This is a genomic window from Pseudomonas sp. G3-39 (assembly GCF_054790485.1).
Window position 1 is genome coordinate 414,402 of record NZ_CP186497.1, and the last position, 19,735, is coordinate 434,136.

Below are 19,735 nucleotides of genomic sequence, written 5' to 3' on the forward strand. Positions count from 1 at the left end.
GGCCCGTTTCCTACAGGAGGCGGGCTGTTTTTTTATGCCTTTGATTTCTCAAGAACTTGGAGAACCCTGTGGGAGCTGGCTTGCCAGCGATGGCGGTGTGTCAGTGAGCGCATAAGTTGGATGTGCCGGCCTCATCGCTGGCAAGCCAGCTCCCACAGGTCCAGTGGTGGTTTTGGGGGATATGTCTGTAGTCGATTGCGCCAATATCCGAAGGCTTTTTCGACAGGAAAAGTAGGGCAAATCTGATTTTCCCGTCACCCACCCAACACCTCTTGCCCCTCATGCAGAATCGCCCGCCCTCAATCTGCAGAGAGACATCGGATGTTCGCGCCTGCCAATCAACCGCGTTTCACGTTGACCCTCGAAGGCGCCCAAGTTGATCTCAAAGTCCTTGAGTTCACGGGCAAGGAAGCCATCAGCCAACCCTTTCGTTTCGAGCTGGAACTGGTCAGTGAGCGTCCGGATCTGGACCTCGAAAGCCTGCTGCACCGTCAGGCGTTTCTGAGCTTCGATGCGGAAGGTTCCGGTGTCCATGGTCAGATTTATCAGGTCGGGCAGGGCGATTCCGGGAAACGTCTGACGCGCTACCACCTGAGCCTGGTGTCGCGTCTGACCTACCTCGGTCACCGCATCAACCAGCGGATTTTTCAGCATCAGACGGTTCCACAGATCGTCGCGCAGATCCTCAAGGATCACGCAATCCTGCGCGATGCCTTCGAGTTCCGCCTCGGCAGCGATTACCCGGTGCGGGAATATTGCGTGCAATACGCCGAGAGCGATCTGGCGTTCATCCAGCGCCTGTGTGCCGAGGTCGGCATTCATTACCACTTTCAGCACAGTCCCGAAGGCCATCTGTTGGTGTTCGGCGACGATCAAACGGTGTTTCCGCGCCTGGCCGAGCCGACGCTGTATCTGCCGGGCAGCGGCATGGCGTCGACGGCGCCGGCCATCAAGCGCTTCAACGTCCGGGTGGAGACTCGCACCAGCGTGGTCACCCGGCGCGACTACAACTTCGAAAAGCCGCGACTGCAACTGCAAAGCCGCAGCGACAGTGAGCAGCGCCCGGTGCTCGAGGACTATCACTTTCCCGGCCAATTCAACGATCGAGAAACCGGCAGGCAACTGGCGCAACGTACGCTGGAAAGGCATGTCGCCGACTACCGTCAGGCTGAGGGCATCAGCGACGTATCCGCACTGGTTTGCGGACATTTCCTGCAACTGAGCGAGCATCCGCGCCAGGACTGGAATGACCTGTGGCTGCTCACCGTCATCGAGCATCATGGCCGACAGCCGCAAGTGCTGGAGGAATCGGTGACCAGCGATGGGGAAACATTCCAGGGTTACCGTAATACCTTTCTTGCCACGCCGTGGGAGGTGTTCTTTCGCCCGGCGTTGGGGCCGGAAAAACCGCGCATGCCCGGTTATCAACCGGCCGTGGTCACCGGGCCGCAAGACACGGAAATCCATTGCGACGAGTACGGCCGGGTCAAGGTGCAACTGGCCTGGGATCGTGACGGCGAGCTCAACGAGCATTCCAGTTGCTGGCTGCGCGTTGCCACGGGCTGGGCGCATGATCATTACGGCAGCGTGCTGATCCCGCGGGTCGGCATGGAAGTGCTGGTCGGTTTCATCGATGCCGATGCCGACAAACCGTTGGTGATGGGTTGCCTGCCAAACGCCGCAACTCCGCTGCCGCTGGACCTGCCCACCGACCAGACCCGCAGCATCTTCCGCAGCCAGAGCAGCCCCGGTGGTGGCGGTTACAACGAGCTGCGCATCGAGGACAAAAAGGGCGCCGAAGAAATCTACCTGCGCGCCCAGCGCAACTGGACGCAGCATGTCCTGCACGACCAGCAGGTGCAGGTCGACAACCAGCGCAGCATTGTCGTCACTGGCCTTGCCAGCCATGAACTCAAGGCCGACGAGCAGCGCATCACCCACGGCCAGCGCCAGACCGAAGTGAAACAGGACGATCACCTAACGGTTATTGGTGATCGGCATATTCGGGTGAGTAGTCAGGCAACCAGTGCGAGCGCACAAATTCACGTCAGTGCCGGGCAACAAGTGGTGATCGACGGTGGCGCGAGCGCGACGATTCAGGCCGGCGGGCAATGGATCAACATCGGTCCCGGCGGGATTTTCAGTAGCGTGCCGATTGTCGTGGGTGGGGCGCCAATGGCGGCGATGAGTGCAGCGCCGGGAGTGCCGGGATTGCCGGCAAAACTCGCAGCAGCACCAGCGGCCATGCTCACTGCTGCGCAAATCATGAGCTTTAAAGGTGATGCACCATTCTGCGAAGAATGCGAGCGCTGCAAGGACGGTGTCTGTGCTGCCTGAGTGCCTCACACCTGCAGAGTGGTTGGCGCGTGAGCCGCTGAAACCTTCGGAGCAACTGTTCGCGATTTTCAGTAACGCTAGCGACGCCAGGCCTCCACTGGTTGCACCGAGCCCGATCTGGGCAGAGACGATCTACGCCGAGTGGGATGCGGTGATGCCCTTCGTGGGAATTGTCGCTGCGGACAGTGAGTTTCTCGATTGGGTGGCCTCTACCGAGTCTCGCGACTGGGGGTGGTTGGCGGTGTCTTCCGCGAGCCTTGAGGTGGTAGTTGAGCATTTTCGCAGCCTGACTCAAGTGCTGATGCCGGACGGCGCAGCGGTGTTTTTTCGCTTCTGGGATGGGCGGTTTTTGTTGCCGATCCTGCAGTCCGATGAAGTGCAATCTGCGCAGTTGATGCCGGTGATCTCGCGCGGCTTGATCAATGGACAGGCCGTGGATATCGGGGGCAGGGCGCAGGTTTCAGGGCGGGTGTTTCCCTGGTGGAAAGTGCCTGAGTCAGTGCTGGCTTCAGCAGGGAATTCAGTCCGGATCGGGAATGCGCTGCAGTGGCTGAGCGAGGAGCATCCGGCGCTGTACGAGGCGTTTCCGCAGGCTGTGTTGCGCTGCAAGGTTCAGCAGTTTTTTCAGGTTTCGGCGTCGGAAGAATCGTCGCAATCGGCGTTATTGGCATATTTGCAGGACGAAACGGAGTGAAATTTCCGGGCGAAGGCTTCGGAAATTTCCCGCGAGTTGCGGCGGATTTCATGAACTGGTGGGCGGTGGGTTGCGGGGATAGTCTTTTCGTTGTCACCGCGAGAGTGGTGACAGGGTGTAGGAACCCGTTACCTATGGTGCATCAGCGCTGTTGATTTAATTGCGACATGTAACTTGTGCCAGCAATATCTTTAGCGGCGGCTGTGTGCGGGGCACGCTTTGGCGTGGCCGAATTCCATGGGTCGGTTCCTACTCCCGTGCACAGCTGCCACCCGATCCCGTAGGAAGGAGCGAGGCAGTTCATTTTCACATCCATGGTAGAAAATATGACGATGCTTAAACCCGACCCACCCTACGAAAAAATCATCCCCCATCCCGACAACCGCTTCATGGCCCTGACCGGCAACTGCAGCGACATGCCCACTCTGTTCATCGACACCCAAGTCCCCCTCGACATCCTCATGGACGCCGCCAACCACCGCATCCGCGCCGTGATTCAAGTGCTGGAAAACATGTGCATGCGCGGCTCGGTCGAATGCGACTCGATCATCCTCAGCGACTTCGCCATGCTCTGCGCCATTCCGCTGCGTGACGGCTGCGATGTGCTGGATGTCATCGGCAAACGCCTCGGCAACCTATCCCTGTAAGTTTGAGAGCGTTTTTGTGGCGAGGGAGCTTGCTCCCGCTCGGCTGCATAGCGGCCGCAACCAGGTTGTCGCGGCGTCAGACGGAATGAGGGATTGAGGTCTTGGGGCCGCTGCGCAGCCCATCGGGGATGAATCCCCTCGCCACAAAGGCAAGGGCAAAAGATCGCAGCCTTCGGCAGCTCCTACAGGGGGGAACGCCAATCCCGTGTAGGAGCTGCCGAAGGCTGCGATCTTTGCTGTTGAGGCCCGCTCGGCCGCCAACCCCTGACTTGCCGCCCGGTAAAAGGTAAACTTCACGGCCCTCGCAGGAGCAGCCATGAATTATCGTCACGCCTTCCATGCCGGCAATCACGCCGATGTGTTCAAACACCTGACCTTGACCCGCCTCATCGCCCTGATGTCGCGCAAGGAGCAGCCGTTTGCCTATCTCGATACGCACGCCGGTATCGGTTTGTATGACTTGCAGGGTGATCAGGCCAACCGTACCGGCGAGTACCTGGAAGGCATTGCGCGTTTGTGGGATCAGCCGGATCTTCCGGCGCTGACCGCCGACTACATGAAGGTGCTGCACGAGATGAACCCGGATGGCCAGTTGCGCTATTACCCGGGTTCGCCGGAGTTGGCGCGGCGTCTGACCCGGCCGCAGGACCGGGTGATGCTCAACGAGAAACACCCGGAAGACGGCGTGCAGCTCAAAGAGAACATGGCCGGTGATCGTCGGGTCAAGGTGCATCTGGGCGAGGGCTGGCATGTGGCGCGGGCGATGCTGCCGGTGCAGGAGAAGCGTGCGGTGATGTTGATCGATCCGCCGTTCGAGCAGCTCGACGAGATGCAAAAGTGTGCGGCGTCGCTGAAAGAAGCGATTGGCCGGATGCGCCAAACCGTGGCGGCGATCTGGTACCCGGTAAAGGACCAGCGTGCGCTGCGACGTTTCTATCAGGATCTGGCTGGTACCGGTGCGCCGAAGTTGCTGCGCGTGGAACTGCTGGTGCATCCGCTGGATACGCCGAACAGCCTCAACGGCTCGGGGATGGCGATTGCCAATCCGCCGTGGGGGCTGGAGGAAGAATTGCGTGAGCTGCTGCCGTGGTTGTCGAAGAAGCTTGGGCAGACCCAGGGTGGGTGGCAGATGGATTGGTTGATTGCTGAAAGCTGATCAACTGTTTTAGCGGTGTCTGAACGGACGCCTTCGCGGGCAAGCCCGCTCCCACAAAGTACTGCGCCATTTTGAAGTCGGCGCTAAACCTGTGGGAGCGGGCTTGCCCGCGATGCTTTGGGGTTTAGTTACCCGCCAGGCTCGGAGGCATGCACACGCCGGTGCCGCCAATCCCGCAATAACCTTCAGGGTTCTTCGCCAGATACTGCTGGTGATACGCCTCGGCGAAGTACACGGTAGGCGCCTGCTCGATCTCGGTGCTGATTTCGCCCAGACCCGCCTTCGACAGTTCAGCCTGATACACCGCTTTGCTCTTCAGCGCAGCGTCCAGTTGCTCTGGCGAGGTGGCGTAGATCACCGAACGGTACTGGGTGCCGATGTCGTTGCCCTGACGCATGCCCTGCGTCGGGTTGTGCAGTTCCCAGAACATCGCCAGCAGCTCTTCGTAGCTGACTTTGTCCTTGTCATACACCACCAGCACTACTTCGGCGTGGCCGGTCAGGCCCGAGCAGACTTCTTCGTAGGTCGGGTTCGGCGTGTAGCCGCCGGCGTAGCCGACCACGGTGCTGACCACGCCTTCGCGCTGCCAGAAGCGGCGCTCCGCCCCCCAGAAGCAACCCAGACCGAAGATCGCAAAGTCGACGTCCTGGAAAAACGGGCCGAGCAGCGGAGTTTCTTCGAAGACGAAATGCTTTTCAGGCAGGGTCATCGCGGTTTCGCGGCCGGGCAGAGCTTGATCTTTGGTCGGTAGCACGTTTTTGTTCACCAGAATTTCCGAGCGCAGAACCATGATCGTTCCTCTCAGTCAGGATGGGATGTAAAAAGTCAGACCGCCAGTGTGCCGAATGATGCCGGATTTCGCACTATTCAAATGTGGGAGCGGGCTTGCTCGCGAATGCGGTGTGTCATTCAACATTTTCTCTGCTGACCCACCGCATTCGCGAGCAAGCCCGCTCCCACAAGGGGAGTTCATCGACAGGGTATCTTTGGGTCTAGAGGCAGAGCGGGCCGCGCGGGTAGCGCTTGAGCGCCTGAATCAGCTCAGCGCCGGGGATCGGCCGGTCGAACAGGTAGCCCTGGCCGACGTCGCAGCGGTGGCGACGCAAAAACGCCAGTTGCTCGGCGGTCTCGATGCCTTCGGCCACGACTTTGAGTTTCAGGTTGTGGGCCATGGCGATCACCGCGGAGGTGATTTCCATGTCGTCCTGGTTGTCGGGGATTTCGTGGATGAAGCTGCGATCGATCTTGATGATGTCGATCGGGAATTTCTTCAGGTAGCTGAGCGACGAGTAACCGGTGCCGAAGTCGTCCATGGCCAGGGTCAGGCCCAGACGCTTGAGTTGATCGAGCTGCAAGTGAGTGTCTTCAGTGGCTTCCAGCAGCAGACCTTCGGTCAGCTCCAGTTCGAGCAGATTAGCCGGCAGCGCTTCTTCCTTGAGGATGTTGGCGATGGACGCGACCAGATCCGGGTCGGAGAACTGCTTCGGCGAAAGGTTGATCGCCACCTGCAGATTGCCCAGGCCAGCGGCGGTCAGGGCCTTGCTCATGCGGCAGGCCTGACGCGCGATCCACTTGCCGATCGGAATGATCAGACCGGTTTCTTCGGCGACGCTGATGAACTGGTCGGGGCGGATCATCCCGCGCTCCGGGTGGTTCCAGCGCAGCAGCGCTTCCATGCCCAGCAGGCGACCGCTGCGCAGGCACAGCTTGGGCTGGTAGAACACGTCCAGCTCGTTCTGGGTCAGGGCGCGGCGCAGGTTGTTCTCGACGAACAGCTTGTAACTGGCCTCGGCGTTGAGTGCTTCGGTGAACACCTGGACCTGGTGTTTGCCGTTGGCCTTGGCCTTGTGCAGGGCCAGGCCGGCGTTGCGCATCAGGGTCTGTGGATCGCGGCCGTGCAACGGGGCGCAGGCCAGGCCCACGGAGCCGGTGACGCTGATCAACTGGTTGTCGACGAACATCGGTTTGTCGAGGGTCGCCAGTAATTGGTTGGCGATCTGTTGGCCGGTGGCGAGGTCGGTGTCGTCGAGCAGCACCGCAAATTCGTTACTGGCGAAGCGCGCGAGGCTGCCACTCGGGCTGAGGCTGTTGCGCAGGCGTCGGGCGAGGCTGATCAACAACTTGTCACCGGTCTGGTGACCGAGGCTGTCGTTGATCCGCTTGAAGTTGTCGATGTCCACCAGCAGCAGGCTGATCGGCGTATCGCTGTCGCGGGCGAAGCGTTCGTCCAGATTGCGGATAAACGCCGGGCGGTTGCCGAGGTTGGTCAGGTTGTCGGTGTAGGCCAGACGTTCGATGCGCTGCTGCGCCAGTTTGGTCTGGGTGATGTCTTCGTAGATGCCGATGTAGTGCGTCAGCTCACGGTTGTCGCCATACACCTTGGAGATCGACAACTGGCCCCAGTACGGTTCGAGGTTTTTGCGCCGGCTCTTGAATTCGCCCTGCCAGCTGTTGCTCTTGGCCAGCGCCGAGGGTGCGTCGAACAGCAGCTCGCTGAGGTTTTCCAGCGCCGGCAGCTCCGACAGGCGCTGGCCGTGGACTTCCTCGGTGGAGTACTGGGTGATCGCGGTGAAGCTCGGGTTGACGTACTCGACCACGCCGTCGCAATTGACCAGCAGAAAGGCGTTGGCACTTTGCTCGACCGCACGCTGGAACAGGTGCAGGGCGCTGGTGGCGGTGCGGCGGTTGTGGTTGTTGATGACCTGGGCGAACTGGTCGGCCAGCTCACCGGCAAAGGCGATTTCGTCGGACTGCCAGGCGCGGGTGACGCCGGTCTGCTCCAGACAGAGCACGCCGACCACCTGGCCGTCGACGCGGATGCTGGCGTCGAGCATGGCGTTGACGTCACGCGGGCGCAGGGCTTCGGCCATCTCGCGGGTTCGGGGGTCGCGCATCGCATTATGCGCGTCGATGGCGCGGCTGCCGTGCAGCGCTTCCATGTAGTCGGGGAAACCGCTGATGTCGATCACCTCCGGCAGGATGTATTCCTGCGTCGCGCGGTGATACGCGGAAATCGGCACCAGCAGATTGCCTTCGAGGTTCCACAGGCTGGCGCAGTCGATTTCATAGATGTCGCAGGCGCAGCGGGTGATCAGTTCGGCGGCTTCCTGCAGCGAGTTGTGGCTGCTGTAGCGCTGGCGGGCGAGCAGCAGAATCAGATCCTGCTGGGCGCGCACCCGATCAAGGTGCTGCAGCTGTTCCTGCTGGGCACGCTGGTTGAGTTCGAGGGCGATCTGCAGGCGCGAGTTCTGGGTTTCGAGGTCAACGGACGGCAGCGTCGGCGCTTCGTCGAACACGTCATCGACTGCCAGCAGGTAGCCACGCAACAGATGCCGGTTGTGCTGTTTATAGGCTTCGCCCAGTTCGAGGATGCTCAGCACGCCCGCAGCGGTGTGCAGTGTGTAGCGCACCAGATAATGCGGGCTGTCGCGCAGTTGCTGCTGGATCGCGTCGTGCAACTGATAGCGCGCTTCAGGCTCCATCAGGCTGGCATACGGTGAACCGACCAGTGCACAGAGCTCAACGGCCGGCTGGCCGAACTGGCGTTCGCAGTTGGGATCGAGAAACAGCATCGCCCAACTGGCTTCATTCAAGCGCTCGAAACGCAGCATGCCGAGCCGCGAGGGCACAGGCAACTGCGTCACTACCTCGGCCGCCATACGGCTGGCGGCATCGGGTTGGCTCTTCATGAAGGAACTCGCTTGGAAATATGCTGAACGCGCCGGGCTCTCGCCCTCTTTACTGTTGCCTGCGGCAAGGTTGCATCATTGCGGCACCGACTGACAAGAGAGATGAAGGCCAAGTGCTATAAGAATGTGTCGGCCGCTCGGGGCATTTCTCCAGTGGGTGGTTGAAAAGAGCAAAAGATCGCAGCCTGCGGCAGCGCCTGCAGGGATATACGATGTCCTTCAGGAGCTGCCGAAGGCTGCGATCTTTTAGATTCAACGTAATTTCAGGCTGAGCGATTGCAGCTTCTTGCCATCTCGATCATGGTAATTGATCAAAATCTGATCAGCCTCGACCACTACATGGGCGAAGTTGTCTTCGCTGACCACAGTGCTGGTCAACTCATGTTGATAGTCACCCGCCGCAGTGCGTACCAGTGGCTGATCAAGGATGAACGTCGACGCCGTGGCATAGGGCAAAAGTTTGCTGTTACACAACGGCGAGGAGACGATGGTGTGGACTTCGAAGTCCGGGTCTTCGCTATGGGTCAGGCGCGAGGTCAGCGAGCCGTGCACGTCGCCCGAGACGAATACGACATTCCTGATCTGTCGGGTGCGGATGGTTTCCAGCACACGCAGGCGCTGCTCCGGGAAGGCTTTCCAGGCATCGTCGCCGTGCAGTTTGCGATCCGGATAGAACATCACGCTGGTGACCACGAATTTGACCCGTGCCTTGCTGTTGCTCAGCCAGGCGACCAAGGCCTGTTCCTGCTCGCTGTCCAGGATGCGTCGATCATCAGCAGCCAGGTTGCGCCGAGTGCGGCTATCAGTGACAAACCATTCAATATCGCCATCGCTGAACTGATACCAGTAATGCGCCAGTTTCGAGTGATCGATCTCGCCATCAACTGTTAGTTCATGTGTTGGACTATGACTGGCTTGATACAACTCATACGCCGCCATTGCATTGCGATATAACTCATGATCGGACTTGCTGGCGTTCGCCGGCCAGTTGTCTTCAATTTCGTGATCGTCGAGGATCATGTAAGTCGAAGTGCCGGACATCAGCCGCTGAATATTCGGTTGCGAGAAGGCCGCGCGGTATTTATCGAGGATGTCCTTGTACTCGCGATCCGGGGCAATCAGGTTGAGGTCGTCGACATAGATCTGGTCTCCGGTCATCAGGGTGGCGCTGATCGGCGGCTCGGCGCCTTCGATCAACTGATTGATCGAGGCGAATATACGGTCGCCAATTTGGGGCATGGAAGCAATGCCGGCGGTCATGCGCAAGTAGCGACAGGAGCCGATGATATAAGCGCGTGGCTGCGCGGCGTCGCTGGCACGGGTGCGAAAGCAGTAGATCTCGCGCGGCCATTGCAAAGGCAATTCGGCGATGCTCTCGACGGTATGCACCGGGCTCATGGGGCTGAACCAGCCCACTTGGTATTCATATTCGCAATGGCTCTCCAGGTCATTCAATGAAAAGACCTGGCAAAAATCGCGCAAAGCACTTAAACGGGAAAAAAGGCTATTTGACCATTGATTGCTGTCGCGCTTTCGATAACGCAGGCCGGCAAATGTGGTGGCGTTGTTTTGCGAGTCGCCGCGCATGAAGATGCGTGCGTGATTAGTTGTTGTATGGCCAATAATCGGGCCGACAGTTGCTTTTAACATGTTCGAATCCGTTCGAATTGATACTTGAATAACGGTCAGTGTTTAGCAAGTTATTCGTTTAACTTGTGCCGCCAAGGTTAGTTGTCGGCGGATAAAAAATATCGGCGCGAAGTGGACTGGACTCGTGGCTTAAGTAGACCGAAGTTGTAGGAATAAAAGCGTTGTAACTTTTCTTCGGGCAAAAAAAGCCCCGTCAAACTGACGGGGTTGAGGTACGAGCGTGTGGCGCCCGAAAACGTGGAACGCAATCGGCCCTCCGTTGCCGGAGGGCCGAACGCTTTACAGCAGGATGGTGCGGATGTCGCCCAACAGGCTGCCCAGACGCTGGGTGAAGCGTGCAGCAGCAGCGCCGTTGATCACACGGTGATCGTAGGACAGCGACAGTGGCAGCATCAGTTTCGGCTGGAAGGCTTTGCCGTCCCAGACTGGCTGGATGGTTGCCTTGGAAACACCGAGGATCGCCACTTCCGGCGCGTTGACGATCGGCGTGAAGCCGGTGCCGCCAATGTGGCCGAGGCTGGAAATGGTGAAGCAGGCGCCTTGCATCTCGTCCGAAGAGAGCTTCTTGGTGCGGGCTTTTTCAGCCAGCGAAGCAGCTTCTGCGGCCAGTTGCAGCAGGCTCTTCTGGTCGACGTTCTTGATGACCGGTACCAGCAGGCCATCCGGGGTGTCGACCGCGAAACCGATGTTGACGTACTTCTTGCGAATGATCGCCTTGCCGCTTGGCGCCAGCGAACTGTTGAAGTCCGGCAGCTCTTTGAGCAGGTGCGCACAGGTCTTGAGCAGCAGCGGCAGGATGGTCAGCTTGACGCCGGCCTTCTCCGCGACGGCTTTTTGCGCAACACGGAAGGCTTCCAGCTCGGTGATATCCGCCGAGTCGAATTGCGTCACGTGCGGCACGTTCAGCCAGCTGCGGTGCAGGTTGGCGGCGCCGACCTGCATCAGACGGGTCATCGGCACTTCTTCGATTTCACCGAAGCGGCTGAAATCCACGACCGGGATCGGCGGGATGCCCGCGCCACCGGTTGCGCCGCCAGCGGCCGGTGCTTCCTTGGCCTTCTGCATCATCGCCTTGACGTAAACCTGCACGTCTTCCTTGAGGATGCGACCGTGCGGACCGCTGGCGCCAACGGCGCTCAGCTCGACGCCGAACTCACGGGCCAGTTGACGTACGGCAGGGCCAGCGTGAACTTTGGCGCCAGGCTTGGCCGGCGCAGCAACCGGAGCGGCAGCAGCAGGTGCTGCGGCTGCCGGAGCCGCAGCGGCCGGTGCCGGAGCACTTGGCACGGCGGCAGCTGGAGCCGGGGCAGCAGGGGCTGCGCCTTTGACTTTCAGCTTGAGGATCAGGTCGCCGGTACCGACTTCATCGTCCAGCTTGATGGAAATGCTTTCCACCACGCCAGCGGCAGGCGATGGAATTTCCATGCTCGCCTTGTCGGATTCCAGAGTGATCAGCGACTGGTCGGCTTCAACGCTGTCGCCAGCCTTGACCAACACTTCGATGATCTTGGCCTTGCCGGCCGAACCGATGTCCGGAACGTGGATGTCCTGAACGCTGTCAGCCACTGGAGCAGCCGGGGCTGCCGCAGAAGCAGGCGCAGCGGCAGCGGTCGGCGCAGCAGCAGCCTGAGCCGGAGCGGCAGCAGCAGGCGCCGCAGCACCCGCCACTTCCAGATCCAGAATCAGGTCGCCAGTGCCGACTTCGTCGTTGAGCTTGACGCTGATGGCCTTGACCACGCCCGCGGCAGGCGACGGGATTTCCATGCTGGCCTTGTCGGATTCCAGGGTGATCAAAGATTGATCAGCCTCGACGGTGTCGCCGACCTTGACCTGGATCTCGATGATCTGCGCCTTGCCCGACGAACCGATGTCCGGCACGTGCACTTGCTGCACCGAAGCGGCAGCAGGGGCAGCGGCTGGCGCAGCAGCAGGGGCGGCAGCCGGTTTGGCTTCAGCTTTTGCAGCCGGTGCAGCAGCAGGTGCAGGGGCCGCTTCAGCGGCGCCCTCGACTTCCAGCTCAAGCAGTTCGTCGCCTTCTTTCAGGCGGTCGCCCAGCTTCACTTTCAGGCTCTTGATGACGCCGGCTTTCGGGGCCGGCACTTCCATGCTGGCCTTGTCCGATTCCAGAGTCAGGATGCTCTGGTCGGCTTCGATACGGTCGCCGACCTTCACAAACAGTTCAATTACTTCACCTTCACCGCTGCCGATGTCAGGTACGCGAATGAGTTCGCTCACAAAATGTCTCCTCAGCAGTCCAGTGGGTTGCGTTTTTCCGGGTCGATGCCGAACTTGACGATGGCCTCGGCCACGACTTTAGGTTCGATATCACCACGGTCAGCCAGTGCTTCCAGGGCTGCCAACACCACGAAATGACGGTCGACTTCGAAGAAATGACGCAGTTTCTTGCGGCTGTCGCTGCGGCCGAAACCGTCGGTGCCCAGGACTTTGAATTCCTTGGACGGTACCCACTGACGGATCTGCTCGGCGAACAGCTTCATGTAGTCGGTAGAAGCGATGACCGGACCCTTACGGCCGCTCAGGCACTCTTCAACGTAGCTCTGCTTAGGCTTCTGGCCAGGCTTCAGACGGTTGCTGCGCTCTACGGCCAGGCCGTCGCGACGCAGTTCGTTGAAGCTGGTGACGCTCCATACGTCGGCGCCGATGTTGAACTCTTCACGCAGGATCTTCGCCGCTTCACGCACTTCACGCAGGATGGTGCCGGAGCCCATCAGCTGTACGTGATGCGCTGCATCGCGGGTGTCTTCTTCGAGCAGGTACATGCCTTTCTTGATGCCTTCTTCGGCACCGGCCGGCATGGCTGGCTGCTGGTACGACTCGTTCATCACGGTGATGTAGTAGAAGATGTCCTGTTGCTCTTCGGTCATCTTCTTCATGCCGTCCTGAATGATCACCGCCAGCTCGTAGCCGTAGGTCGGATCGTAGGTGCGGCAGTTCGGGATGGTCGCGGCCAGCAGGTGGCTGTGACCGTCTTCGTGCTGCAGACCTTCACCGTTCAGGGTGGTACGGCCGGCGGTGCCGCCGATCAGGAAGCCACGGGTACGGCTGTCGCCAGCGGCCCAGGCCAGGTCACCGATACGCTGGAAGCCGAACATCGAGTAGAAGATGTAGAACGGCAGCATCGGCTGGTTGTGGCTGGAGTACGAAGTACCGGCAGCGATGAAGGAGCTCATGGCGCCTGCTTCGTTGATGCCTTCTTCAAGGATCTGACCTTTCTGGTCTTCCTTGTAGAACATCACCTGGTCTTTATCGACTGGCTCGTAGAGCTGGCCGACGGAGGAGTAGATGCCCAGCTGACGGAACATGCCTTCCATACCGAAGGTACGGGCTTCGTCCGGGATGATCGGCACGATTCGCGGGCCGATTTCCTTGTCCTTGACCAGTTGCGCGAGGATCCGCACGAAGGCCATGGTGGTGGAAATTTCACGGTCGCCCGAACCATCGAGGATGGCTTTCAGGGTGTCCAGGTCCGGCGTCGGTACGCTGAAGCTCTGCGCGCGGCGCTGCGGTACGAAACCGCCCAGTGCGGCACGGCGCTCGCTCAGGTAGCGGGCTTCGGCGCTGTTTGGCTCTGGCTTGAAGAACGGCAGGTTCTCCAGCTCTTCGTCCTTGACCGGGATGTCGAAGCGATCGCGGAACAACTTCAGGCTGTCGACGTCGACTTTCTTGGTGTTGTGCGCAGTGTTTTTCGCTTCGCCGGCACCGGTGCCATAACCCTTGATGGTCTTGGCGAGGATGACGGTTGGTTGTTCTTTGTGGTTGACCGCTTCGTGGTACGCCGCATAGACCTTGTACGGGTCGTGGCCGCCACGGTTGAGTTTCCAGATCTCGTCGTCGGACAGGTCGGCAACCATCGCCTTGAGTTCAGGCGTGTTGAAGAAGTGCTCGCGAACGAACGCACCGTCTTTGGCTTTGTAGTTCTGGTACTCGCCGTCGATGACTTCGTCCATGCGACGTTGCAGGATGCCGTCGACGTCTTTGGCCAGCAGTGGGTCCCAGAAACGGCCCCAGATGACTTTGGTCACGTTCCACTGTGCACCGCGGAACACGCCTTCGAGTTCCTGGATGATCTTGCCGTTGCCGCGAACCGGGCCGTCGAGGCGCTGCAGGTTGCAGTTGATGACGAAGATCAGGTTGTCCAGCTTCTCGCGGCCAGCCAGGGAGATCGCGCCCAGGGATTCCGGCTCGTCGCACTCGCCGTCGCCCAGGAAGCACCAGACTTTCTGTTTGCCCGGCTGGATGAAACCGCGGTGTTCCAGGTACTTCATGAAGCGAGCCTGGTAGATCGCCTGGATCGGACCCAGACCCATGGATACGGTCGGGAACTGCCAGAAGTCAGGCATCAGCCAAGGGTGCGGGTAGGACGACAGGCCCTGACCGTCGACTTCCTGGCGGAAGTTGTTCATCTGGTCTTCGGTGATGCGGCCTTCCATGAACGCACGGGCGTAAACGCCTGGCGAGGTGTGGCCCTGGAAGTAGATCAGGTCGCCGCCGTGTTCGTCGGTCGGGGCCTGGAAGAAATAGTTGAAGCCGATGTCATACAGGGTCGCACTGGAAGCGAAGCTGGAGATGTGACCACCCAGGTCAGAATCTTTCAGGTTCGTACGCATTACCATGGCCATTGCGTTCCAGCGCACCAGCGAGCGAATGCGGCGTTCCATGAACAGGTCGCCAGGCATGCGTGCTTCGTGGGTTACCGGGATGGTGTTGCGGTAAGGCGTGGTGATGGCGTAAGGGAGCTGCGAACCGCTGCGGGTCGCCAGTTCACCCATACGGGTCATCAGATAGTGAGCACGGTCTTCGCCTTCTTTGTCGAGAACCGATTCCAGGGCGTCCAGCCATTCCTGGGTTTCGACGGGATCGAGGTCTTGCATGGCTTGCTCCAGGGCGGAAAGGCTTCCAGAATCGGTTGCCTGAGTTTGCGACTGGCCTTGTGGGCAGACGATTTAAAATTCTTGGATTGCCGACAGGTTGTTCCGGCGGCGTGTAGTTTTACTACAAATCTTTGAGCATTTCAGCCTTTCGCCTGTATAGACGAGTAGTAAAACTACAGAGGAAAGGCTTGTGGCCTCCGACTGCGTTGTGAGAATAATCGTTAAGGTTGGTCGATTACCATCCGAAAAAGGTGAAAGTTTGATGCTGGATGCCAAAGAAGAAGAAATTTCAGCTATTTCTAACTTTTGTTCGACAGTCCTTCGCGTAGCGGGTTTTCATCAAACACTACAAGCGGCCATTTACACGCCGATCAAGGATAGACCATGACCCTGCCCGTGCTCGCTGAACTCCCCGCCATTCTCCTGCCGTTGGTCACTCGATCCGAGCAGTCGTTCCGTGCGGCCGTCGCCGCGCTGGAAGACGATCACGGCTTCTCCAACTGGACCCCGGAACGCTGGGCGCAATTCGCCCGCGTCAGTGCCGCCAGCGATTTCGTTATTGAACAGAGCGTTCGTGACCCTTTGATGTTGTTGTCACTGGTGCAGTCCGGCGAACTCGACCGGCCGTTCGCACCGGGTGAATTGTGCGCGCAGATTGCCGCCGCCGTGAACACCGCGCAAAGCGAAGACGAACTCGGGCGCGTCCTGCGCCGCCAGCGCGCACGCCATCAAGTGCGGATCATCTGGCGTGACCTCAACCGCCAGGCCGATCTGGTGCAGACCTGTCGCGATCTGTCGGACATGGCCGACGCCACCATCGATCAGGCCTACCAATGGCTGTACAGCCGCCATTGCCAGCAGTTCGGTACGCCGACCGGTCGGCGCAGCGGTCTGCCGCAGCAGATGGTCATTCTTGGTATGGGCAAGCTCGGCGCGGTCGAGCTGAACCTGTCGTCGGACATCGACCTGATTTTCGCCTACCCCGAGGGCGGCGAAACCGTCGGCGTGAAACGCGCGCTGGATAATCAGGAATTCTTCATTCGTCTCGGTCAGCGCCTGATCAAGGCCCTCGACCCGATGACCGTCGACGGCTTCGTGTTCCGCGTTGACATGCGCCTGCGCCCGTACGGTTCGTCCGGCGCGCTGGTGCTGAGCTTCAATGCGCTGGAACAGTATTACCAGGATCAGGGCCGCGACTGGGAACGCTACGCGATGATCAAGGCGCGGGTGGTGGCCGGTGATCAAGCGGCTGGCGCGCAGTTGCTCGATATGCTGCGCCCGTTCGTGTACAGGCGTTATCTGGACTTCTCGGCGATCGAAGCGCTGCGCACCATGAAGCAACTGATCCAGCAGGAAGTGCGGCGCAAGGGCATGGCCGACAACATCAAGCTCGGCTCCGGCGGGATTCGCGAAGTCGAGTTCATCGCTCAGGCCTTTCAGTTGATCCACGGCGGGCGCGATTTGAGCCTGCAACAGCGTCCTTTATTAAAGGTGCTGAGCACGCTGGAAGGACAGGGCTACCTGCCACCGGCGGTGATCAGCGAGCTGCGCGAAGGTTACGAATTCCTGCGTTACACCGAACACGCGATCCAGGCGATTGCGGACCGCCAGACCCAGATGTTGCCGGACGGCGCTCAGGATCAGGCGCGCATCGCGTTCATGCTCGGCTTCGCCGATTGGCACGCCTTCCATGAAAAGCTGATGTTCTGGCGTGGCCGGGTGGCTTGGCACTTCGCGCAGGTGATCGCCGATCCCGATGAAGAAGAGGGCGCCGACTGCGAAGTGGTGGTCGGCGGTGAGTGGTTGCCGCTGTGGGAAGAGGCGCAGGATGAAGAGGCCGCTTGCCGGCAGCTCGAAGAGGGCGGTTTCGCCGATGCGACCAAGGCCCTGAAAGCGCTGGCGAGCCTGCGTGGCAGTCCGCAATTGCGCGCGATGCAGCGGCTGGGTCGCGAGCGTCTTGATGCGTTTATCCCGCGCCTGCTGGCCCAGGCGGTGGAGCATGACAACCCGGATCTGGTGCTGGAGCGGGTGCTGCCGCTGGTCGAAGCGGTCGCCCGACGTTCGGCTTATTTGGTCCTGCTGACGGAAAACCCCGGCGCCCTGCGGCGCTTGCTGACGCTGTGTGCGGCCAGTCCGTGGATTGCCGAACAGATCACCCGTTTCCCGCTGCTGCTCGACGAGTTGCTCAATGAAGGCCGGCTGTTCAAGCCGCCACTGGCGCCGGAACTCGCCGCCGAGCTGCGCGAGCGGCTGACGCGGATCCCCGAGGACGACCTCGAACAGCAGATGGAAGCCCTGCGCCACTTCAAACTGGCGCACCGCTTACGCGTCGCCGCCTCGGAAATCGCTGGCAGTCTGCCGTTGATGAAAGTCAGTGATTACCTGACCTGGCTCGCCGAAGCGATTCTCGAGCAAGTGCTGGCGCTGGCCTGGCGCCAGACGGTGGCCAAGTACGGCACGCCGCTGCGCACCGATGGCAGTTTGTGCGATCCCGGCTTCATCATTGTCGGTTATGGCAAAGTCGGCGGGCTGGAACTGGGGCATGGTTCGGATCTGGATCTGGTGTTCATCCATGACGGCGATCCGCAGGCGGAAACCGACGGGCCGAAGCCGATCGATGGCGCGCAGTTCTTCACCCGGCTGGGGCAGCGGATCATTCACTTGCTGACGGCGCAGACCAACTCCGGCCAGCTGTATGAAGTGGACATGCGTTTGCGCCCGTCCGGCGCGTCGGGGCTGTTGGTCAGCTCGCTCGGTGCTTTCGAGCGCTATCAGGAAAATGAAGCCTGGACCTGGGAACATCAGGCTCTGGTGCGGGCGCGGGTGCTGGTCGGCAGTCAGGATGTCGGCCAGGCGTTCGAGAAAGTCCGTGCGCAGGTTTTGGGCAAGGCGCGGGATCTGGCCAAGCTGCAGCAGGAAGTCAGCGAGATGCGTGCCAAGATGCGCGATAACCTCGGCAGCAAGAGCACGGCGGCCGGTACCGCGGCAAATGCCTTCGAGGCCACGGCGCCGTTCGACCTCAAGCAGGACGCCGGAGGTATCGTCGATATTGAATTTATGGTGCAATACGCGGCCCTGGCGTGGTCGCAAAGCCACCCGCCATTGCTGCGCTGGACCGATAACATCCGCATTCTGGAAGAGCTGGAACACGAAGGGCTGATGCCTGCCGAAGATGCCAGCCTGTTGCGCGAGGCCTATAAAGCCTACCGCTCCGCCGCCCACCGACAAGCCTTGCAGAAGGACGCCGGGGTGATTGCAGGCGACCAGTTTGTCGAGGAGCGCCGGCAGGTATTGCGGATCTGGAAAGAGTTGGGGCTAAGCTGAAGCGCGCCGGTGAAGGCAATGAGATTCAAAAGGTGGGAGCGAGCCTGCTCGCGAAGGCGGTCGGTCGGCCAGCATGGATGTTGAATGTGCTGGCCCCTTCGCGAGCAGGCTCGCTCCCACAGTGATCTGCGGTGAGTCGCAGATGTGTGAACAGAGGCAAAACCATGTGGGAGCGAGCCTGCTCGCGATAGCGGAGTGACAGTCGACAGTCATGTTGAAGGTAATGACCCATCGCAAGCAGCGCCGCTCCCTCAGTGATTCTCGAGGCGGGGAGGCGTAAATGCCTCCCCGGTTCGTTTATGGAAACCACATGAATATTCTGATCGTTGGGCCCAGTTGGGTCGGTGACATGGTGATGGCGCAGACACTGTTTCAGTGTCTCAAGCAGCGCCACCCGCAATGCGAAATCGACGTGCTGGCCCCCGAGTGGAGCCGGCCGATCCTTGAGCGCATGCCTGAAGTGCGCAAGGCCTTGAGCTTCCCGCTCGGCCATGGCGCACTGGAATTGGCCACTCGACGGCGAATCGGCAAGTCCCTGGCCGGCCAGTACGATCAGGCGATCCTGCTGCCGAACTCGCTGAAATCGGCGCTGGTGCCGTTTTTCGCCGGCATCAAGCAGCGTACCGGCTGGCGTGGCGAATTCCGCTACGGCCTGCTCAATGACGTGCGCACGCTGGATAAAGAACGTTATCCGCTGATGATCGAGCGCTTCATGGCGCTGGCTTACGAGCCGAACGCCGAGCTGCCGAAGCCTTATCCGCGTCCGAGCCTGCAAATCGATCCGGTGACCCGCGAAGCGGCGCTGGCCAAGTTCGGCCTGACTCTGGACCGTCCGGTGTTGGCCCTGTGCCCCGGCGCCGAGTTCGGCGAATCCAAGCGCTGGCCGTCCGAGCACTACGCCAAGGTTGCCGAAGCGCGGATTCGCGAAGGCTGGCAGGTGTGGCTGTTCGGCTCGAAAAACGACCACGCGGTAGGCGAAGACATTCGCGCGCGGCTGATTCCCGGCCTGCGTGAGGAATCAGTCAACCTCAGCGGCGGTACCTCGCTGGCCGAGGCCATCGACCTGCTGTCCTGCGCAGACTCGGTGGTGTCCAACGACTCCGGCCTGATGCACGTTGCGGCGGCGCTGAACCGTCCGCTGGTGGCGGTCTACGGCTCTACGTCACCGGGGTTCACCCCGCCGCTGGCCGAGCACGTCGAAATCGTTCGTTTGGGACTCGATTGCAGCCCGTGCTTCGACCGTACCTGCCGGTTCGGCCATTACAACTGCCTGCGCCAGCTGATGCCGGACGCGGTCAACGATGCCTTGCAGAAACTGCAGGGCTCCGTGGTCGAGGTTCATTAAG

At 60.4% G+C, this 19,735-nt stretch carries 12 protein-coding genes; 7 read left to right on the forward strand and 5 right to left on the reverse strand.

The genetic code is table 11. The features are described from left to right. Positions 1-321 precede the first annotated feature (321 nt). The 4 genes from ACOYXG_RS01880 to ACOYXG_RS01895 all read left to right on the forward strand — a co-directional run bounded on the left by ACOYXG_RS01880 (position 322) and on the right by ACOYXG_RS01895 (position 4,834). The gene (locus ACOYXG_RS01880) at positions 322-2,337 is read left to right on the forward strand and encodes a type VI secretion system Vgr family protein (RefSeq protein ID WP_460355616.1); all 2,016 of its coding nucleotides are present in this window, start codon (positions 322-324) and stop codon (positions 2,335-2,337) included. Then, on the forward strand, positions 2,327-3,031 hold the full coding sequence (locus ACOYXG_RS01885) for a DUF4123 domain-containing protein (RefSeq protein WP_103368699.1): 705 nt from the start codon (positions 2,327-2,329) through the stop codon (positions 3,029-3,031). The genes ACOYXG_RS01880 and ACOYXG_RS01885 overlap by 11 nt, the downstream gene beginning before the upstream one ends. Positions 3,032-3,357: 326 nt before the next feature. After that, the gene (locus tag ACOYXG_RS01890; protein ID WP_097087106.1) at positions 3,358-3,678 is read left to right on the forward strand and encodes a hypothetical protein; all 321 of its coding nucleotides are present in this window, start codon (positions 3,358-3,360) and stop codon (positions 3,676-3,678) included. A gap of 316 nt (positions 3,679-3,994) precedes the next feature. Next, a complete protein-coding gene (locus tag ACOYXG_RS01895; protein ID WP_003220988.1) occupies positions 3,995-4,834 on the forward strand; it encodes a 23S rRNA (adenine(2030)-N(6))-methyltransferase RlmJ in 840 nt (279 codons plus the stop codon). Positions 4,835-4,958: 124 nt separating this feature from the next. On the opposite strand, the gene msrA is transcribed toward ACOYXG_RS01895, so the two are convergent. The 5 genes from msrA to aceE form a co-directional block, all read right to left on the reverse strand. After that, positions 4,959-5,624 carry a peptide-methionine (S)-S-oxide reductase MsrA gene (gene msrA / locus ACOYXG_RS01900; RefSeq protein ID WP_097087056.1) on the reverse strand — a complete coding sequence of 222 codons (666 nt, stop codon included), beginning with the start codon at positions 5,622-5,624 and terminating at the stop codon, positions 4,959-4,961. Between the two features lie 202 nt (positions 5,625-5,826). Beyond that, entirely contained in the window at positions 5,827-8,523 is a 2,697-nt protein-coding gene (locus ACOYXG_RS01905; RefSeq protein ID WP_097087058.1) for a putative bifunctional diguanylate cyclase/phosphodiesterase, read from the reverse strand. Positions 8,524-8,775: 252 nt separating this feature from the next. Next, entirely contained in the window at positions 8,776-10,173 is a 1,398-nt protein-coding gene (locus tag ACOYXG_RS01910; RefSeq protein WP_460355622.1) for an alkaline phosphatase D family protein, read from the reverse strand. Between the two features lie 279 nt (positions 10,174-10,452). After that, the gene (gene aceF, locus ACOYXG_RS01915; protein ID WP_460355625.1) at positions 10,453-12,408 is read right to left on the reverse strand and encodes a dihydrolipoyllysine-residue acetyltransferase; all 1,956 of its coding nucleotides are present in this window, start codon (positions 12,406-12,408) and stop codon (positions 10,453-10,455) included. An 11-nt stretch (positions 12,409-12,419) separates the two neighbouring features. Continuing rightward, entirely contained in the window at positions 12,420-15,065 is a 2,646-nt protein-coding gene (gene aceE, locus ACOYXG_RS01920) for a pyruvate dehydrogenase (acetyl-transferring), homodimeric type (protein WP_003220999.1), read from the reverse strand. A gap of 262 nt (positions 15,066-15,327) precedes the next feature. Between aceE and ACOYXG_RS01925 the strand changes: the two genes are divergently transcribed. The 3 genes from ACOYXG_RS01925 to waaF all read left to right on the forward strand — a co-directional run bounded on the left by ACOYXG_RS01925 (position 15,328) and on the right by waaF (position 19,734). Further along, a complete protein-coding gene (locus ACOYXG_RS01925; protein ID WP_256198919.1) occupies positions 15,328-15,453 on the forward strand; it encodes a hypothetical protein in 126 nt (41 codons plus the stop codon). Further along, positions 15,450-18,389, forward strand: coding sequence for a bifunctional [glutamate--ammonia ligase]-adenylyl-L-tyrosine phosphorylase/[glutamate--ammonia-ligase] adenylyltransferase (gene glnE / locus ACOYXG_RS01930; RefSeq protein ID WP_460355629.1), 2,940 nt, complete (start codon positions 15,450-15,452; stop codon positions 18,387-18,389). Before ACOYXG_RS01925 ends, glnE begins: the two co-directional genes overlap by 4 nt. 310 nt (positions 18,390-18,699) lie before the next feature. Beyond that, entirely contained in the window at positions 18,700-19,734 is a 1,035-nt protein-coding gene (gene waaF / locus ACOYXG_RS01935; protein ID WP_047290935.1) for a lipopolysaccharide heptosyltransferase II, read from the forward strand. The last annotated feature ends 1 nt before the right edge of the window (position 19,735 follow it).